The organism is Enterobacter cloacae complex sp. P16RS2 (assembly GCF_014982155.1).
Taxonomy (GTDB): Bacteria; Pseudomonadota; Gammaproteobacteria; order Enterobacterales; family Enterobacteriaceae; genus Enterobacter; species Enterobacter cloacae_M.
Genome location: NZ_JADCKW010000024.1, coordinates 37,526 through 55,261, shown reverse-complemented (window position 1 = coordinate 55,261; position 17,736 = coordinate 37,526). Strand labels below are relative to the sequence as shown.

Genomic DNA, 17,736 nt, shown 5'->3' with positions numbered 1-17,736 from the left:
TTTTTTGAATCAAAAATTTCCAGTTGAGCTATACGGAATCGACTGTTTCACGCCCGCGCTCAGAGTGGCGTGGTTTGTGCAATACCCGAAGGAAGACAATAAAGGAGACGCTATGATCGCACTGCACGACTTCAATCATCTTCCTCACGAAAAGGCGTTAGCGCTGATTCATCCCTGCGTGGCGCTCCCCGGCTGGGCCGATGCGCTGGTTCGCGGGCGGCCCTACGCCAGCCGGGACGAATTGTTCAGTACGGCAAACGCGCTGACGCAAAACTGGGACGACGCGGCGCTGGCGCAGGCCCTGAACGCCCATCCGCGCATCGGGGAAAAACCCGCGGGCTTACAGGCGGAGGCAGCGCTGTCGCGCCAGGAGCAGGGCGAGGTGAACGATCGCGATGCTGACCTTGCCCGGGCGCTGCGTGAGGGAAATGCCCGCTACGAGGCCCGCTTCGGACGCGTCTTTCTGATCCGCGCGAAGGGCCGCAGCGGCGAGGAGATTTTACAGGCGCTGCACGCGCGGCTGGAGAACAGCGACGCGCAGGAAGTCCGTGCCGCGCTGGAACAGCTGCGGGAAATTACGCTGCTACGGCTGGAAGGAGTCATTAGCGAATGAGCACACTTAGCACCCATATTCTGGATATCTCGACGGGCAAACCCGCAGAGGGCGTGACGGTCCATCTCGAACGGGAGGGCGAAATCATGGCGACGGGCGTGACCAACGCTAATGGTCGCATCACCGAATTTGTCCCTTTCCTGCCCGCGGGCCGCTATCGGCTGGTGGCGGAGATCGGCGCGTGGTTTAGCGAAACCGGTCGCGGCACGATCTGGCCCTGCGCGCAAATTGATTTTGTGACGGGAGAAACGGCAGACGAACATTTCCACCTGCCGTTTGTGATTGCGCCCGGCGGGTGGTCAACCTACCGGGGCAGTTGACCACACCCGCTCGCCGTTGACCCAGGTCTCGCTGATGTTGCGCTCGTCGCCGAGAGTCATCAGCACAAAAAGCTGCTCGTAGATATCCTGACAGCGGCGATTGCGCAGGCGCTGCAGCGGCGTCACGTCAGGGTCGATAACCACGAAATCCGCCTCTTTGCCGGGTGCGAAGTTGCCAATCTTATCGTCGAGCCTGAGGGCGTGCGCGCCGCCCAGCGTGGCGTGATAAAATGCTTCGCTGGCGCGCAGGCGGTAGCTCTGAAGCTGGCCGACCTTGTAGGCTTCCCCCAGGGTACGCAGCATGCTGAAGGTGGTGCCCGCGCCGACGTCGGTGCCGATGCCCATGCGTACCCTGTGCTGCCAGCAGGCGGGCAGGCGAAACAGCCCGCTGCCGAGAAACAGGTTAGAGGTGGGGCAAAACGCCACCGCCGAACCGGTGTCGTGCAGGCACTGCCACTCGCTGTGGTGAAGATGAATCGCGTGGGCAAACACGCTGCGCTCGCCGGTCAGGCCGTAGTGGTGATACACGTCCAGATAGCGCTCGTGCTCCGGCCAGAGGTCGCTCACCCAGGCCACTTCGTTGGGATTTTCGCTCAGGTGGGTCTGCATCCAGGTATCAGGGAACTCTTCTCTGAGCAGGCTGACCGCGGCGAGCAGCTCGGGGGATGAGGTCGGCGCAAAGCGCGGGGTAATGGCGTAGCCCAGCCGTCCCCGGTGGTGCCAGCGCTGGATCAGCGCCCGCGTCTGCCGGTAGCTCTGCTTCGCGTCTTCGCTCAGGTAGTCCGGCGCGTGTCTGTCCATCATCACCTTTCCGGCGATAAGGCGCATGTTCAGGCGCAGGGCTTCGGTAAACAGCGCCTCTACCGATTCCGGATGCAGCGTGCAAAACACAAGCGCGGTGGTGGTGCCGTTGCTCACCAGCTGCTGAATGAAAAATTCGGCGATCTCTTTCGCGTAGGCTTCATCGGAAAACTGGCTCTCCACCGGGAACGTATAGGTGGTCAGCCACTCCAGCAGCTGCTCGCCAAAGGCGCCGATCATCTCCGTTTGCGGATAATGGACGTGGGTATCGACAAAACCGGGCAGCAGCAGCCTGCCGCGCAGGTCGGTGTAGCCCTTTTGGGGGTCAAGATACTGCTCGCCCTCCTGCCACGGCATGTGCGCCAGAATTTTCCCGTTCTGTATAAACAGCACCCCGTCCTCAAGATAGCGCGCGTGTTGGGCAATCGCGTCTGCGCTGTCGCAGGCCTGGGCAATATCAAAAAATGCGCCGCGGATCGCTGTCTGGTAATCCATCATGGTTCCTGCCTTAGTGTTTGCGTAGCGGGGTGAGAAGGCGCAGCAAGAACGGTGCCAGAATGAACGGGCCGCAGCTAAGCTGCGGCCGGAAGGAGGGGGTTTACTCTTTTTGCGTTGCCACGCGGGAGCTGAACGACGTCGCGCCCGCCGTCTCGCGATCTTCCCGCGCCAGCCAGCGGTAGGTCACGCCGCCGAGGAAGACGCCGATAAACCAGCTGAAGTTCGCCACCTCATGCAGGGCCGGGATGAAGCTAATCACCAGGCCCACGGCAACGGACGGGATCAGCGCGCCGATGGCTTTCGGGTTAAAGCCGTTGCGGTACCAGTATTTGCCCTTTGGCGTGTCGTCGAACAGATCGTCAACCGACACCTTGCCGCGCTTAATCAGGTAGAAGTCGGCAATCAGAATGCCGAACAGCGGGCCGATAAACGCCCCGAGCACGTCCAGGGTGTAGTGGATAAGCTCCGGCGAGTTGAACAGGTTCCACGGGGTGAGCAGGATCGAGCCGACGGCGGCAATCATGCCCCCGGTGCGGAAGCTGATTTTCTGCGGCGAGCAATTAGAGAAATCAAACGCCGGGGAGACAAAGTTCGCGACGATGTTGATCCCGATGGTGGCGGTGATCATCGTCAGCAGGCCAATCGCCACGGCCAGATCGTTGCCCACGCGGCTGACGGTTTCGATCGGGTCGGTGATCATGCGGCCAAACAGCGACTGGGTGCCGGAGACAATCACCACGGTGACGATGGAGAACAGCAGGAAGTTAAACGGCAGGCCCCAGCGGTTGCCGCGGCGGATCTCGCCCATGCTTTTGCCGTAGCGGGAGAAGTCGCCAAAGTTGAGCAGCGGGCCGGAGAAGTAAGACACCACCAGCGCGGTCGCGGTGATCATCTGCCAGGTCTGCTCGCCCGCGCTCAGGGATTTGCTGGCGAGAGTGAAGGAAATGCCGTCAAAACCGGTCTTGTATACAATCCAGCCTGCGAGGGCCAGCATGACCACGTAGACCGCCGGACCGGCGATATCAATAAAGCGCTTGATGGCGCTCATGCCGTGCCAGAAAACCATCGCCTGCAGTACCCACATAATGGCAAAGCAGATCCAGCCGAGATGCGACAGGCCCAGGAACGCGCCTGTGGTAAGCGAAGAGAGCGACGGCCAGAACTTCAGCGCCACCAGCATCAGGGCGTTGGCGGCCAGATAGGTCTGAATACCGTACCACGCGAAGGCAATCAGCCCGCGGATCACCGCCGGAATATTGGCCCCGAAGACGCCAAACGCCTGACGGCTGATCACCGCATAGGGCACGCCCGCCATCTGGCTCGGTTTGGCCACCAGGTTGGCGCACAGCTGCACGATGCAAATTCCCACCAGCAGGCAAAGCAGCACCTGCCAGCTTGCCAGCCCGAGCGTAAAGAAGCTCGCGGCGACAACATAACCCCCCATGCTGTGAACGTCCGACATCCAGAACGAAAAAATGTTGTACCAGCTCCAGTTCTGGTCACGCGTCGGTGCCAGATCCTCATTGCAAAGACGTGGGCTGTAAACCGCACCGGAATCAGCGGCCGTACCCTGCTGCGCGTTTTGACTGTTTGGCATGAAACCTGCTCCTGTGAATGAAAACCCGTTAAGCGGGAGTGCAGACGGTGTTGCAGGATCCAGGCCAAAATAATAAATCTTGTATGCAATATTTTATTTTTATGTATACGATTCGATAGCGAAGAGTAAAAGACGGAGTGGTAAATGAACAACATAAATGCCCTGCAGACCGCGCCAGACCTGCATGACAAAGATGAATCGATCTTTCAGGCGCTGATGACCGCGATAGTCGAACATCAGCTTCTGCCGGGGAGCAAACTGCCGGAGGAGGCGCTAGCCGAGGTCTTTGGCGTAAGCCGCACGGGCATCCGCAAGGTGCTTCAACGACTCGCGGCTGTGCAAATGGTCACCTTAACGCCCAAGCGTGGTGCACACGTCGCCAGCCCGACGGTGGAAGAGGCGCAGCACATCTTCCGCACCCGCGCCCTGCTGGAGGTCGCAAACCTGCCAGACGTGCTGGCCCGCTGCCAGCCGCCGCACCTTGCCGCGCTGGAGGCCATTATTCGCCAGGAGCAGCAGGCGCACGAGGCGTACGACGGCCCGGCGGCAATTCGCCACTCCGCCAATTTCCACATTCAGCTGCAGGCCATCTCCGGCAACCAGGTGCTGACGGAAATGGTGACCGGCCTGAGCCAGCGCTCGTCGCTGGTGATTGCCACCTGGGGCGCGCCGTGGCGTCAGGGGTGTCGCTGCAACGATCACGAACAGCTTGTGGATCTGCTGCGCCAGAAGGCGCTCCAGCCGCTCAGCGATGCCTTAATGCACCATTTTGAACATATCGTCGCCAGCCTCTGCTTCGAGCGGGCGGGCGAGTGTCTGCCTGATTTTGCCCGGCTGTTTGCCGGCCACAAGGAGTCGTAATGTCCTCTGTCTGTATACAAGTGATCAACCCCAACACCAGCCTCGCGATGACGGAAACCATCGGCGCGGCGGCCCGCGCGGTGGCGGCGCCGGGAACGGAGATCCTCGCGGTCTGCCCGAGCGCGGGCGTGCCGTCTATAGAAGGCCACTTTGATGAAGCCATCGCCGCCGTGGGGGTTCTCGAACAGGTCAAGTTCGGCAGAGAGCAGGGCGTGGACGGTCACGTCATCGCCTGCTTTGGCGATCCGGGCCTGCTGGCGGCGCGCGAGCTGGCGCAGGGGCCGGTGGTCGGCATCGCCGAAGCCGCGATGCACATGGCGACGCTGGTGGCGACGCGCTTTTCGGTGGTCACCACGCTGCCGCGCACGCTGATTATTGCCCGCCATCTGCTGCACCAGTATGGATTTCACGATCGCTGCGCGGCGCTGCACGCTATCGATCTCCCGGTGCTGGCGCTGGAAGACGGCACCGGTCTGGCGCAGGAGAAGGTGCGTGCGCGCTGTATACAGGCGCTGAAGGAGGACGGCTGCGGCGCCATCGTGCTGGGCTGCGGCGGCATGGCGACGCTGGCGCAGGAGCTGACGCGCGAGCTGCGCGTGCCGGTCATCGACGGCGTCAGCGCGGCGGTGAAGATGGTGGAATCGCTGGTGGCGCTGGGGCTGTCGACCAGCAAGCACGGGGATCTGGCGTTCCCGGAGAAAAAAGCGTTAAGCGGACAGTTTCAGGCACTGAATCCATTTTAATTTTTGGGGGTGGCAATGGGGCTTTTTGAACAGGATTACCCGCGGGATCTGCGCGGCTACGCGGGCAACCCGCCGCACGCGCGGTGGCCGAATCAGGCGCGCGTCGCCGTGCAGTTTGTGCTCAATTATGAGGAAGGGGCGGAGAACCACGTTCTGCACGGCGATGCCGGATCCGAGCAGTTCCTGTCGGACATTATCGGCGCGGCCAGCTACCCTGATAAACACATGTCGATGGACTCCCTCTACGAATACGGCAGCCGCGCCGGATTCTGGCGGATCCACAGTGAATTTCAAAAGCGCGGCCTGCCGCTGACGGTCTTTGGCGTGGCGATGGCGCTGGCGCGTCACCCGGATATTGTTGAGGCGATCAAAGCGGCGGATTACGACGTGGTTAGCCACGGCTGGCGCTGGATCCATTATCAGAATATGGATATCAGCCAGGAGCGCGAGCATCTGCAGAAAGCGGTGCATGTACTGACCGATCTGTTTGGCAAGCCACCGACGGGCTGGTACACCGGGCGCGACAGCCCCAACACCCGCCAGCTGGTGGTGGAGCACGGCGGTTTCGACTATGACAGCGACTACTACGGCGACGATCTGCCCTTCTGGACGGAAGTGGCCTGCGGCGACGGCACCCGTAAACCACACCTGATTGTGCCATACACGCTGGATGCTAACGACATGCGCTTCGCCACCGCGCAGGGGTTTAACACGGCCGAGCAGTTTTATACGTATCTGAAGGACAGCTTTGACGTGCTGTACGAAGAGGGGGAAAGCGCGCCGAAGATGATGTCCATCGGCATGCACTGCCGCCTGCTGGGGCGTCCGGGGCGTTTTCGCGCGCTGCAGCGGTTCCTGGATTATGTGCAGCAGCACGAGCGGGTTTGGGTCTGTACCCGCCAGCAGATTGCCGACCACTGGCGGGAAGTGCATCCGTTTCAGAAGTAATGTGTCGTGTTTAGCCGGGTGGCGGTTGCGCCTTACCCGGCCAGCTATCTTACGACATCAAACTCACCTGCGCCGCCACGATCCGCCACCCGTAGGCAAACCGCACCCACGTCTGCTGCTGGCGGCCAATGCGATCCGTGCCCTCGCGGGTAAACTCGGTGCTGCACACGGCATAATCCTCCCCGAAGGTGGTAATCACGGTGTGACGCAGCGTCCGCTGCAGCCCGGCGGCGGGGCGCGCCGCGCGAAAGGCGCGGATTTCATCAATCCCGTACAGGTTTTCACCCGCCCCCAGACGCACCGTGTTTTTGTCGTGCCAGAACAGCTCGTCCAGCACCGCAACGTTGTTGCTCACCAGCGCGTCTTCATAGCGGTAAAACGCGGCGGTCACCTCGGCAACCACCCACGGCAGGTTAATGTCATCGTGATTCATCATGCGGCCACCTCCGCCGGACGCGCGTCGGCGATCCCACTCTCTTCCAGCACGCGCGCTACGCGCAGGCAGGCCTGCTCGTTAAACGGCGCGGCAATCAGCTGCAGGCCAATCGGCGCAACCTGGGCGGTGCGCAGCGGAACGGTGGTCACGGGCAGGCCCAAAAACGAAATCGGCTGGGTCAGCATCCCCATGCTGGCGCGAATGGGGAGCGGCTGGCCGTTAATCTCCATGGTCTGCTCACCCGCGAGCGTCGCGCTGCGCGGCGTCGCCGGGGCGATCAGCACGTCGGCCTGCGCGAACAGGGTTTTAAACGCCTGCCGGGCGTGTGCGCGAAACCGCTGGGCCTGAATGTACCAGGCGGAGGGGATCATCGCCCCGGCCAGCAGGCGTTCGCGAGAGTGCGGCTCAAAACGCTCGGGCTCGCGGCGAAGCGCGGGCAGGTACTGATTTCCCCCTTCGGAGGCGCTGATGATAAACGCCGCGGAGCGCGCCAGCTCGGCGTCAGGGAACTGCAGCTCATCCTGCACGTCGAGCGCTTTCGCTACCCGCGCCACGGCGGCTCTGGCGTCTGCGTCGCACCAGGTGGTGAAATAGCCGCCGAGCACCGCGCAGCGCAGGCCATCAAGCCCGCGATCGAGCAGGGGGCGCGTCTGCTCGCGCGAGCTCTCTGCCTGAAAAGCGTCGCTGCTGTCCCGGCCCTGCAGCGCGTCGTATACGGACGCCAGATCGCACACGCGGCGGGCAAAGGGGCCGATATGATCGAGGCTCGCGACAAACGGATGGCTGCCGGATCGTGACAGGCGGCCAAAGGTGGGCTTCAGGCCATAGATGCCACACAGGGAGGCCGGAACGCGAATCGAGCCGTTGGTGTCGGTGCCGAGCGAAAAATGCACCAGCCCGGCGGCCACGGCGGCGGCCGAGCCGCCGGACGAGCCGCCCGCAATGCGCGCCAGATCGTGCGGGTTACGCGTCGTGCCGTAGTGGCTGTTTTCGGTCGTGAAGCCGTAGGCGTAGGCGTCCATGTTCACCATCCCGGTCAGCAGCCCGCCCGCGCTGCGCAGCTGGCGCACCGCGAAGCTGTCAGCGGCCGCGGCGGGGCGCTGGCTGAACAGCTCTGCCCCTGCAAGGGTGGTGTGGCCGGCAACGTCGAACAGGTTTTTTACCGCGTAGGGTACGCCCGCCAGCGGCGGCAGGGGGCGCTTTTCGCGGCGGAGGGTATCGATGCTCTCCGCCTCGGCGAGCATGCGCGCTTCCGTCACGGCGGTCCAGGCGCCGATCTGCGGATTCACGCGCGCAATCGCCTCCAGCGTCTGGCGGGCAATCTCGCGAGCGCTCAGCTCGCCCGCGCCCAGCGCATGCTGGATCGCGCTGATACTCATCTCGTGTAGCCTCATGCTTTGTACACTCCTGCGATCTCCAGACGGTCGTCGAGCGGCAGCGACATCAGCGGGGCGGCCATGTTTGCAATGCGGCTGAACTGCACCTGCAGCTCGGCGCGGCGGGCATCGTCCAGCGTCACGCCGAGCACGGACTCCATTTGCGCCAGATACGCCTGCCAGTCGGGTTGTTGTGTCGTCATTGTTTTCTCCTCAGAATCCGGCGGCCGCGCCGTTGCTGCGCGGGTCAAATGCCCCTTCGAACAGCCCGTTGGGGTGGCGGACAATCGCGCCCGCGTGGCCCATCGCTTCGCTGAAGTCAGGGAAGATTTCCACCTCGTGTCCGAGCGCCTGAAGCCGTGAGACCGTCTCAGCGGTAAAGCGTCCTTCCAGCTTTAACGTGTCCGAGGTTTGTCCCCAGGTGCGCCCCAGCAGCCAGCGCGGGCGGGAAATGCTCTCCTGCAGTGGCACGCCCTGAATCGCGTAGCGGGTAAAGAGCGCGGCCTGGGTTTGCGGCTGGCCGTCGCCGCCCATCGATCCGTAGACCATCACGCGCCCGTCCTTAAGACGCGCCGCCGCCGGGTTCAGGGTATGGAAGGGCTGCTTGCCCGGCGCGAGGGCCAGAAGACTATCGGGATCGAGGCTGAACGATGCGCCGCGGTTCTGCCAGACGATGCCGGTGTCGGGCAGCACCACGCCGCTGCCGAACTCGTGATAGATACTCTGGATAAACGACACGGCAAGCCCGCTGCTGTCCATCACTCCCATCCACACCGTATCGCCGGGGCCTTTTCCGCTGCCCCACGGCGCGGCGCGTCCGTCGTCAACCCTGTCGGCAAGCGCCTGCAGGGCGGCGGGATCCAGCAGACCCTGAATATCGGTTTTCAGCTCGCGCGGGTCGGTGATGTGGGCATCGCGCAGGCCAAAGGCCAGCTTGGTGGCTTCAACGATGCGGTGAATGGTGTCGGCGTCGTCGGCCTCCGCCATATTCAGGCGGTCGGTGATGCCGAGTATCGCCAGCGAGACCAGCCCCTGCGTCGGCGGGGCGTGGTTAAAGATCTCCCCCTGCTGATGCTGCAGCCTCAGCGGCGCGGTGCGCCGGGCGACGTGCGTGCGCAAATCGGCCAGCGTCACGGGCAGGCCCAGCGTCTCCATGCCGTGCGCCAGCACGTCCGCCAGCGGGCCGCGGTAAAAGCTGTCCAGACCGTCCTCCGCCAGGCGCGTCAACGTCGTGGCCATGGCGGGCTGGTAAAAGCGGCTCCCGACCTCTGGCGGCTTGCCGTCCACCAGCCAGGTTTCCGCGAAGCCGGGGATCTCCTTCAGCTCGTCGAATTTGCTGGCCGTGGCATGGGCCTGCGAGGCCGTGACCGGCGTGCCGTTCTGCGCATAGTCAATGGCGTCGGCCAGCAGGCGGGCCAGCGGCAGCGCCTTGCCGGTCATCTCGCGCGAGACCTTCAGCGCCTCGTCCCAGCCGCTCACCGTGCCTGCGATGGTCAGCGCCGCGCGGGGGCCGCGGTGGGGAATATGCGCCAACCCGTCGTAGGTGGCGAGCGTTGCGCGCGATCCCGCCGCGCCGCTGGCATCAATGGCGACAGGTTCGCCTTCCGGCGGCACGATAAGCCAGAAGCCATCGCCGCCCAGCCCGTTCATGTGCGGGTAAACCACGGCAACGGTGGCCGCCGCGGCGACCATCGCCTCTATCGCGCTGCCGCCTTCGCGCAGTACCGCCAGCGCGCTCTGGCTGGCAAGATGGTGGGGCGCAACGGCCATGCCGTGCGTGGAGACATTACTTTGCATAAAGCGTCCTCGTAACCCTGAAAGTCATAAGGTGCTGCAAAAGCTGTTCCAGTTCTGAAAAAAAAGTTTCAGTAAACTGGCACGTATAATGAATACGCATAATAAAAGGTACAATGTGATGAAACAAAAGTTACAGAGGCGCTATGGAACAACTGGATGAACGTCTGAAAGCACAGTACCCGTCGCTGTCGCCGCAGGAGCAGCGGGTGGCGGACTTTATTTTCGACCATTTTGATGACCTGATTAGCTACAACAGCGCCGAGCTGGCGCAGCTGAGCGGGGTGTCGAAAGCCACGGTCAGCCGTCTGTTTAAGCGTCTGGGCTATGAGAAATACAAGGACATGCGCGACGAGCTGCGCACCCTGCGCCAGAGCGGGATGCCGCTCACCGATAACCGCGACGCGGTGCAGGGCAATACGCTGCTGGCGCGCCACTATAAGCAGGAGATGGCGAACCTGACCCAGTGGGTCAATGCCCTCGACGCGCAGCAGTTTGCCGACGCCATGGCCTGCATGGTGAAGGCGCGGCGCATCGTCATTATCGGCATGCGTAACGCCTATCCGGCGGCGCTGCACCTGCGTCAGCAGCTGCTGCAGGCGCGCGGTCAGGTGCTGGTCCTGCCGCAGCCGGGGCAGAGCCTGAGCGAGGAGCTGGTGGATTTAACGCCGGACGATCTGGTGGTCATGATGGCCTTTCGCCGCCGCCCGCGCATCATCCGCCCGCTGATGCAGCAGCTTCAGAGCAGCGGCATTCCGGTGCTGCTGATGTGCGAGCCGCAGGCGCACAGCCTGTTTCCGCTGGCGAGCTGGCAGCTCTGCGCCCCGCTGGACAGCGTCTCGGCCTATGACAGCTACTCCTCGGTCAACAGCCTGATCAACCTGCTGGCAAACGCTTTCCTGCATGAAATTCTCGATAAAGGCCGTCCGCGTATTCACGAAATTGCCTCCCTCTACCAGCAGCTGGACGAACTCGAACAACGATAATGGGGCATCAGGCTGGTGCTTTGCATTGAAATGGTGCATGTGGCGGGTCGGGAAAACGCAGGTTTTTTCGACCAGTCCGCGTTTTATCAGGCTTTACAAGAATATTCCCCGCTTCGCCCTATCTGGCACATTAGTTGCAAAATCACATTCAAAGAATCTTTTGTTTCATGTTAACGTTACGGGGAAGCACCATGAAAAAATTGTTGATTGCACTGGCCGGGGCCGCATGTCTTTTCACACAGCTGCCGGCAAAGGCTGACCAGCTTAAGGATATCGAGAAGCGCGGCACCATTCGCATTGCCGTTCCGCAGGACTTCCCGCCGTTTGGCTCGGTGGGGACCGACCTGCAGCCGCAGGGCTATGACATCGACATGGCGCGCTATCTGGCCAAACAGATGAAGCTCAAGCTGCAGCTGGTGCCGGTGACCAGCGCCAACCGCGTGCCGTACCTGCAAACCGATAAGGTGGATCTGGTCATTTCCAGCCTCGGTAAAAACCCGGAGCGCGAGAAGGTAATCGACTTCAGCCGCGCCTACGCGCCGTTCTTCCTCGGCGTGTTTGGTCCGAAAGGGGCCGAGCTGAAGGACGCCGCGGCGCTGAGCGGAAAAACCATCGGCGTGACGCGCGGGGCGGTGGAGGACATGGTGCTGACCAGCCTGGCGCCGAAAGACGCGGACGTGAAGCGCTACGAAGATAACAACACCACGCTCTCCGCCTATCTCTCCGGACAGGTGCAGTACGTGGCAACCGGCAACCTCGTGGTGGCGGCCATTTCGCGCCAGAACGCGGATAAAGCCCCGGTGCCGAGCTTTATGCTGAAAGATTCGCCGTGCTTTATTGGCCTGAAGAAAAACGAACCGGCCCTGAAGGCAAAAGTGGACGCGCTGATTGAGCAGGGCATCAAGGACGGCACGCTGAACGGCCTGTCTGAACAGTGGCTGAAGGCCCCGCTGCCGGCCAACCTTGGCGCCTGAGCCGATGACTGAGCAACTTGATTTCTCCGCGCTCTGGCCGTACTGGCCGGAGCTGCTGGCGGGGCTGTGGATCACCGTTCAGCTGACGGTGATGGCCACCGTCGGCGGGCTGGCGATAGGGATCTTCGGGGCGGCGATCCGCAGCGGACGCACCACCTGGTTCAGCCGGATCTGGGGCGCGTACGTGGAAATTATCCGCAACACGCCGTTTGTGGTGCAGCTGTTTTTCATCGTCTTCGGCCTGCCGAATCTTGGGCTGAAGATGACGGCGGGGGAAGCGGCGCTGCTGGCCATGGTGGTAAACCTGGGCGCCTACAGCACCGAGATTATCCGCGCGGGCATTCAGGTCACGCCGAAAGGGCAGTGGGAAGCCGGACGCGTGCTGGGGCTGACCCGCCTGCAGACCTTTATCCGCGTGGTACTGCCGCCCGCGCTGCAGCGCATTTACCCGGCGCTGGTGAGCCAGTGCATCATCGTGATGCTCGGCTCGTCGGTGGTGTCGCAGGTCTCGTATGAAGAGCTGACCTTCGCCGCCAACCTGATCCAGTCCAGAACGTTTCTGAGCTTTGAGGTTTATCTGGTGACAACCGGGATTTACTTAGCGCTGTCGATTACCCTGCGCCAGCTGATGATGGCGGCGGGACGCAAATGGCTGGGGGTGCAGGCATGATGACCACCTTTACCGACTGGGACATTATTCGCAACCTGCTGCTGGCCGGGCGCTGGACGGTACTGCTGTCGCTGGTGGCCTTCGTCGGCGGCGCGGCGGTGACGCTGCCGCTCCTGCTGCTGCGCCTCACGGGCGGGCGCACGGTCAGGCGCATCATCCGCGGCTATATTGAGCTGTTTCAGGGCACGCCGCTGCTGATGCAGCTGTTCCTGGCCTTCTTCGGCGTGGCGCTGTTCGGCATCGACGTTTCGCCGTGGACCGCCGCCTCGCTGGCGCTCACCTTCTACACCAGCGCGTTTCTGCTCGATATCTGGAACGGCAGCATTCGCGCCCTGCCGAAAGGGCAGTGGGAAGCGTCGCGCTGTCTGGGGCTGACCTTCGGCCAGACCCTGTTTCGCGTCGTCGCCCCGCAGGCGCTGCGCATCGGTATCGCCCCGACGGTCGGCTTTGCCGTGCAGGTGATTAAAGGCACCGCGCTGGCGTCGATTATCGGCTTTATCGAGCTGACCAAGGCCGGGACCATGCTGACCAACGTGACGTATCAGCCGTTTAAGGTCTTTGCGCTGGTGGCGCTGGGCTACTTTATTCTGTGTTATCCGCTGTCGCGCTACAGCCGCTATCTGGAGACGAAATTCAATGCCTCTCATCACCATTAATCAGGTGCAGAAGTACTACGGCGATAACCACGTGCTCAAGGGCGTCGATCTGGATATCGACATGGGCCAGGTGATCTCTATTATCGGGCGCAGCGGATCGGGCAAAAGCACGCTGCTGCGCTGCATCAACGGACTGGAAGGCTATCAGGACGGCAGCATCAAGCTGGGCGGCATGACCATTACCGACCGGGATTCTCAGGCGCGCGAAATCAGCCGCTCGGTCGGAATGGTGTTTCAGAGCTTCAACCTGTTCCCACACATGACGGCGCTGGAAAACGTGATGCTCGCCCCGCGTCGGGTGCTGAAGAAAAGCGCCGCCGAATGCCGCGAGCTGGCGAAGCAGATGCTGGAGAAAGTGGGCTTAGGCGATCGTCTGGATTACTACCCGTCGAGCCTCTCCGGCGGCCAGCAGCAGCGCGTGGCGATTGCCCGCGCGCTGGCGATGTCGCCTAAAGTTTTACTCTGCGACGAGATCACCTCCGCGCTCGACCCGGAGCTGGTGGGCGAAGTGCTCAAGGTGCTGGAGCAGCTGGCGGCCGAGGGGATGACGCTCATACTGGTTACCCATGAAATGAATTTTGCCCGCGAAGTGGGCGACCGCGTGGTGTTTATGCACCAGGGGAAAGTCTGGGAGCAGGGCGACAGCAAAACGCTGTTCGCCAACCCGCAGACCACGGAACTGAAGCAGTTCATCTCCTCCGTGCGCGGCCTCAACTGATAAGGACTGACAAATGGATATCGCACGCTTTCCGCAAATCAACCCGCCCCAGCGCCTGCTGATGGGGCCGGGCCCGATCAACGCCGACCCGCGCGTGCTGCGCGCCATGTCGAGCCAGCTGATCGGCCAGTACGATCCGGCCATGACCCACTACATGAACGAGGTGATGGCGCTCTATCGCGGGGTGTTCCGCACAGATAACCGCTGGACAATGCTGGTGGACGGCACTTCCCGCGCGGGGATTGAAGCCATTCTGGTCTCCGCCATCCGCCCGGGAGATAAGGTGCTGGTGCCGGTCTTTGGCCGCTTTGGTCATCTGCTGTGCGAAATTGCCCGCCGCTGCCGCGCGGAGGTGCATACCATCGAGGTGCCGTGGGGCGAGGTGTTTACCCCGGACCAGGTCGAGGATGCGATTAAACGTATTCGTCCGCGCCTGCTGCTGACGGTGCAGGGCGACACCTCCACCACCATGCTGCAGCCGCTCGCGGAGCTTGGGGCTATCTGCCGCCGCTACGACGTGCTGTTTTATACCGACGCCACCGCGTCGCTCGGCGGTAACGCGCTGGAGACCGACGCCTGGGGGCTGGATGCCGTCTCGGCCGGGATGCAGAAATGCCTCGGCGGCCCGTCTGGCACCTCGCCGATCACCCTGAGCGCGCGCATGGAGGAGGCGATCCGCCGCCGCAAATGCGTTGAGGAAGGCATACGCACCGACGCCCACCGCGACGGCGACGAGGAGATGATCTACTCCAACTACTTCGATCTCGGCATGGTGATGGACTACTGGGGGCCGGAACGTCTTAACCACCATACCGAAGCCACGACCGCGCTGTTTGGCGCCCGCGAGTGCGCGCGGCTGATCCTGCAGGAAGGGCTGGATAACGGCATCGCGCGCCATAAGCTGCACGGCGATGCGCTGCTGAAGGGCATTCAGGCGATGGGGCTGGAGACCTTTGGCGACCTGAAGCACAAGATGAACAACGTGCTGGGCGTGGTTATCCCGCAGGGCGTCAACGGCGACCAGGTGCGTAAGCTGATGCTGGAGGATTTCGGGATTGAAATCGGCACCTCGTTTGGCCCGCTGCACGGCAAGGTGTGGCGCATCGGCACCATGGGCTACAACGCGCGCAAGGACTGCGTGATGACCACCCTGAGCGCGCTGGAGTCGGTCCTGAACTATCTGAAATTCTCCACCACGCAGGGTGCCGCCATGCAGGCCGCATGGGACCACTATCGCCGCGAGACGCCGCAATGAGCCCGGCGGCAGAACGGGTGATGGCCCGCGCCGACGCGCTGGCCGCCATCAGCGAAACCCCGGATGCGCTGACGAGGGTCTATCTCTCCACCCAGCATCTGCAGGCCAACCAGCTGGTGGGGCAGTGGATGAGCCAGGCGGGAATGACCGTCTGGCAGGACAGCGTGGGCAATATCTGTGGACGCTATGAGGGCGCGCAGGAAGGGGCGCAGGCGGTGCTGCTCGGCTCGCATCTCGATACCGTGCGCAATGCCGGGCGCTACGACGGCATGCTCGGCGTGCTTGCCGCCATTGAGGTGGTGGACAGCCTGCACCAGCAGGGTGTGCATCTGGCGCAGGCCATCGAGATTGTCGGCTTTTGCGACGAAGAGGGGACCCGCTTCGGCATTACGCTGTTAGGCAGCCGGGGGCTGACGGGCACCTGGCCGCAGGGCTGGCTGGAAAAAGCCGACGCCAGCGGGATCAGCGTGGCGCAGGCGATGACCCTGGTGGGGCTCGATCCTGCCCGCGTGCTGCATGCCGCGCGCCGTCAGGAGGATTTCAGCGCCTATCTGGAGCTGCATATTGAGCAGGGGCCATGCCTTGAGCAGGAGGCGCTCGCCCTTGGCGTGGTGGAAGCCATTAACGGCGCGCGCCGTCTGAACTGCCGCTTCACCGGCGAGGCCGGGCACGCGGGAACCGTGCCGATGCACCACCGCAGGGACGCGCTGGCCGCCGCCGCCGAGTGGATGGTTATCATTGAAAACGCTACCCGACAGCAGGGCGGCAACCTGGTAGCGACGGTTGGCGAGCTGCGCTGTCTGCCGGGGGCGGTGAACGTAATCCCCGGCGAGGTTCAGCTCTCGCTGGATATTCGCGGTCCGCAGGATGCGCCGCTTGATCGGTTGCTTAACGACCTGCTGGAACATGCCCAGGCGATCGCCTCGCGCCGCGGTCTGGACTTCAGCGCCGAGGAGTTTTACCGCATTGCCGCCACGCCGTGCGATATCCACCTGCAAAAGGTGCTGGGGGAGGCCGTCACATCGGTACAGGGGCGCTCGCTATCGCTGCCCAGCGGTGCGGGCCACGATGCGATTGCCATCGCGGAACGCTGGCCGGTCGGCATGCTGTTTGTGCGCTGCAAAGGGGGCGTCAGCCACCATCCGGCGGAATCGGTGATGGCTGAAGATGTCGCCCTGGCTATTGAGGTGTTTTCGCGAGCGGTGATCCAGCTGGCGGACCGCGTTACTCCAGCCCCAGCGTATATTGCGCGATCTTGAAGTAGATAATCAGCCCGGTGCCGTCGATAAGCGTCGCGATAAACGGCGCGGAGACGACCGCCGGGTCAATGCCGCAGCGCTTGAGCACCATCGGGATCACGGACGACACAATCGCACTCCAGAGCGTAATGCACACCAGCGTCAGGCTGACGATAAGCGTAATTTCCAGCCCAATCCCCATCATCCAGGCGCGAATGCACCCGGCGACACCGAGCGTGGCGGCAATCATCAGCGAGGTGGTCATCTCTTTACGCAGCACGCGGCCAACGTCGCGCAGGCGGACTTCCCCCAGCGCCATGGCGCGCACCAGGGTGGAGGTGATCTGCGTCCCGCTGTTGCCGCCCGTGCCGATCAGCAGCGGAATAAAGAACGCCAGCGCGATGGCGGACTCCAGCGCCTCTTCAAAATGCTGGATCACCGAGCTGGTGTAGGCCTCCGCGACAAACAGCAGCAGCAGCCAGACGGAACGTTTCTTCCACAGGCTATACGGGCTGGTGTCCAGATAGGGCTTCTCCAGCGGCAGCGTTGCCCCCTGAAGCTGGGCGTCTTCGGTGACGTCATCTTCCAGCAGATGGGCGATTTCGCGCTCGGTCAGGCAGCCGACGAGCTTGCCGTGGGTGACCACGGGCACCACATCCGCGCCGCCGTGTGCCAGCAGTCCGGCAACGTCGGCACGTTCATCCTCCGGTTTGACCTGCAAAAACTGCGAAATCATCAGCGATTTCACCGGCTGTACCGTATCGGCGGTTTGCAGCAACTTGCGCACGGCAATCATGCCCGCCAGGCGGCCATTGTCTTCAATAAAAATATGAGACGGAATATCGTCGTCTTTTAATTTTTCGAAGAATTGCTCGCGCGCCAGCGCCACGCATAATGAAATATCGAGGACAATAAAATCGGTATTCATATATTGCGCAATGGCGCTGTCATTGAATGCCAGATTCTGGTTGTGAATAGCGTAAGACATAGTGAATTCCCTTTGAATAATAACATCTCTCAGGGGCGAGCAAGACAGGGCATGTCGAAGAGGAGATCCCCACGTCCTGGGTTCAGCACTGTACACCGTATCCCGCGAGGGAAGTTATACTGACAAAGCCTTGATTCGACAGTGCCTGTTTTACCCTGTGTCGGTTCTCTCGAACCTACCAGAGCGATAACGTGTATTTGTACAGGAGCCTCGCCATAACGAGATCGTTGTAAAACGAGAGGAATAATACGCTTATTTAAATTT

18 protein-coding genes, 1 pseudogene and 1 riboswitch are annotated in these 17,736 nt (G+C 62.4%); of the genes and pseudogenes, 12 read left to right on the top strand and 7 right to left on the bottom strand.

Annotated features, from left to right (window positions below; translation table 11 throughout):
• The first annotated feature begins 112 nt into the window (after window positions 1-112).
• Together uraD and uraH are read left to right on the top strand one after the other, a co-directional pair.
• Complete coding sequence (gene uraD / locus INF68_RS16210) at window positions 113-613, top strand: 2-oxo-4-hydroxy-4-carboxy-5-ureidoimidazoline decarboxylase (RefSeq protein WP_126787238.1); 501 nt, start codon at window positions 113-115, stop codon at window positions 611-613.
• Entirely contained in the window at window positions 610-933 is a 324-nt protein-coding gene (gene uraH / locus INF68_RS16205; protein WP_059445850.1) for a hydroxyisourate hydrolase, read from the top strand. Before uraD ends, uraH begins: the two co-directional genes overlap by 4 nt.
• Here the strand turns inward: uraH and guaD are convergent.
• Window positions 913-2,229, bottom strand: coding sequence for a guanine deaminase (gene guaD / locus INF68_RS16200; RefSeq protein WP_126787258.1), 1,317 nt, complete (start codon window positions 2,227-2,229; stop codon window positions 913-915). The two genes, uraH and guaD, sit on opposite strands and share 21 nt — an antisense overlap.
• A 103-nt stretch (window positions 2,230-2,332) precedes the next feature.
• Entirely contained in the window at window positions 2,333-3,829 is a 1,497-nt protein-coding gene (locus INF68_RS16195; protein WP_029741848.1) for an NCS1 family nucleobase:cation symporter-1, read from the bottom strand.
• A 144-nt stretch (window positions 3,830-3,973) separates the two neighbouring features.
• On the opposite strand from INF68_RS16195, the gene INF68_RS16190 reads away from it, so the two are divergent.
• From INF68_RS16190 to puuE, 3 genes and pseudogenes are all read left to right on the top strand, one after another.
• Window positions 3,974-4,690 carry a GntR family transcriptional regulator gene (locus tag INF68_RS16190; RefSeq protein ID WP_010429412.1) on the top strand — a complete coding sequence of 239 codons (717 nt, stop codon included), beginning with the start codon at window positions 3,974-3,976 and terminating at the stop codon, window positions 4,688-4,690.
• A pseudogene (gene hpxA / locus INF68_RS16185) lies at window positions 4,690-5,564 on the top strand (allantoin racemase). The gene INF68_RS16190 and the pseudogene hpxA overlap by 1 nt, the downstream one beginning before the upstream one ends.
• Window positions 5,482-6,381 (top strand): allantoinase PuuE, encoded by a 900-nt coding sequence (gene puuE / locus INF68_RS16180; RefSeq protein WP_227412886.1) that lies wholly within the window; start codon window positions 5,482-5,484, stop codon window positions 6,379-6,381. The pseudogene hpxA and the gene puuE overlap by 83 nt, the downstream one beginning before the upstream one ends.
• Window positions 6,382-6,430: 49 nt before the next feature.
• Here the strand turns inward: puuE and hpxZ are convergent, their stop codons facing one another.
• From hpxZ to hpxW, 4 genes are read right to left on the bottom strand one after another with little or no spacing between them, the layout of a single operon-like run.
• A complete protein-coding gene (gene hpxZ, locus INF68_RS16175) occupies window positions 6,431-6,817 on the bottom strand; it encodes an oxalurate catabolism protein HpxZ (RefSeq protein ID WP_109844520.1) in 387 nt (128 codons plus the stop codon).
• Entirely contained in the window at window positions 6,814-8,211 is a 1,398-nt protein-coding gene (locus tag INF68_RS16170) for an AtzE family amidohydrolase (protein WP_193525359.1), read from the bottom strand. The genes hpxZ and INF68_RS16170 overlap by 4 nt, the downstream gene beginning before the upstream one ends.
• A complete protein-coding gene (gene hpxX, locus INF68_RS16165; protein ID WP_109844551.1) occupies window positions 8,208-8,396 on the bottom strand; it encodes an oxalurate catabolism protein HpxX in 189 nt (62 codons plus the stop codon). Before hpxX ends, INF68_RS16170 begins: the two co-directional genes overlap by 4 nt.
• A 10-nt stretch (window positions 8,397-8,406) precedes the next feature.
• Complete coding sequence (gene hpxW / locus INF68_RS16160) at window positions 8,407-9,990, bottom strand: oxamate amidohydrolase (RefSeq protein ID WP_126787234.1); 1,584 nt, start codon at window positions 9,988-9,990, stop codon at window positions 8,407-8,409.
• A gap of 143 nt (window positions 9,991-10,133) precedes the next feature.
• Between hpxW and hpxU the strand changes: the two genes are divergently transcribed.
• The 7 genes from hpxU (at window position 10,134) to hpxK (ending at window position 16,505) form a co-directional block, all read left to right on the top strand.
• Window positions 10,134-10,973 carry a MurR/RpiR family transcriptional regulator HpxU gene (gene hpxU, locus INF68_RS16155; protein ID WP_047346836.1) on the top strand — a complete coding sequence of 280 codons (840 nt, stop codon included), beginning with the start codon at window positions 10,134-10,136 and terminating at the stop codon, window positions 10,971-10,973.
• 191 nt (window positions 10,974-11,164) lie between these two features.
• Complete coding sequence (locus INF68_RS16150) at window positions 11,165-11,947, top strand: transporter substrate-binding domain-containing protein (protein ID WP_109844517.1); 783 nt, start codon at window positions 11,165-11,167, stop codon at window positions 11,945-11,947.
• Window positions 11,948-11,951: 4 nt separating this feature from the next.
• A complete protein-coding gene (locus tag INF68_RS16145) occupies window positions 11,952-12,617 on the top strand; it encodes an amino acid ABC transporter permease (protein WP_109844516.1) in 666 nt (221 codons plus the stop codon).
• The gene (locus tag INF68_RS16140) at window positions 12,617-13,273 is read left to right on the top strand and encodes an amino acid ABC transporter permease (RefSeq protein ID WP_064791110.1); all 657 of its coding nucleotides are present in this window, start codon (window positions 12,617-12,619) and stop codon (window positions 13,271-13,273) included. Before INF68_RS16145 ends, INF68_RS16140 begins: the two co-directional genes overlap by 1 nt.
• Window positions 13,254-13,991: an amino acid ABC transporter ATP-binding protein gene (locus tag INF68_RS16135; RefSeq protein ID WP_045354547.1), complete on the top strand. Its 738-nt coding sequence runs from the start codon at window positions 13,254-13,256 to the stop codon at window positions 13,989-13,991. Before INF68_RS16140 ends, INF68_RS16135 begins: the two co-directional genes overlap by 20 nt.
• Before the next feature lie 13 nt (window positions 13,992-14,004).
• Window positions 14,005-15,246 carry an alanine--glyoxylate aminotransferase family protein gene (locus INF68_RS16130; RefSeq protein ID WP_126787233.1) on the top strand — a complete coding sequence of 414 codons (1,242 nt, stop codon included), beginning with the start codon at window positions 14,005-14,007 and terminating at the stop codon, window positions 15,244-15,246.
• On the top strand, window positions 15,213-16,505 hold the full coding sequence (hpxK, locus tag INF68_RS16125) for an allantoate amidohydrolase (RefSeq protein ID WP_227412883.1): 1,293 nt from the start codon (window positions 15,213-15,215) through the stop codon (window positions 16,503-16,505). Before INF68_RS16130 ends, hpxK begins: the two co-directional genes overlap by 34 nt.
• Here hpxK and INF68_RS16120 read toward each other — a convergent pair.
• Window positions 16,471-17,472, bottom strand: a complete 1,002-nt coding sequence (locus INF68_RS16120) for a magnesium transporter (RefSeq protein WP_023311069.1) — start codon at window positions 17,470-17,472, stop codon at window positions 16,471-16,473. The genes hpxK and INF68_RS16120 overlap by 35 nt on opposite strands.
• Window positions 17,473-17,532: 60 nt before the next feature.
• Window positions 17,533-17,702: riboswitch (M-box (ykoK) riboswitch) on the bottom strand.
• Between the last annotated feature and the right edge of the window lie 34 nt (window positions 17,703-17,736).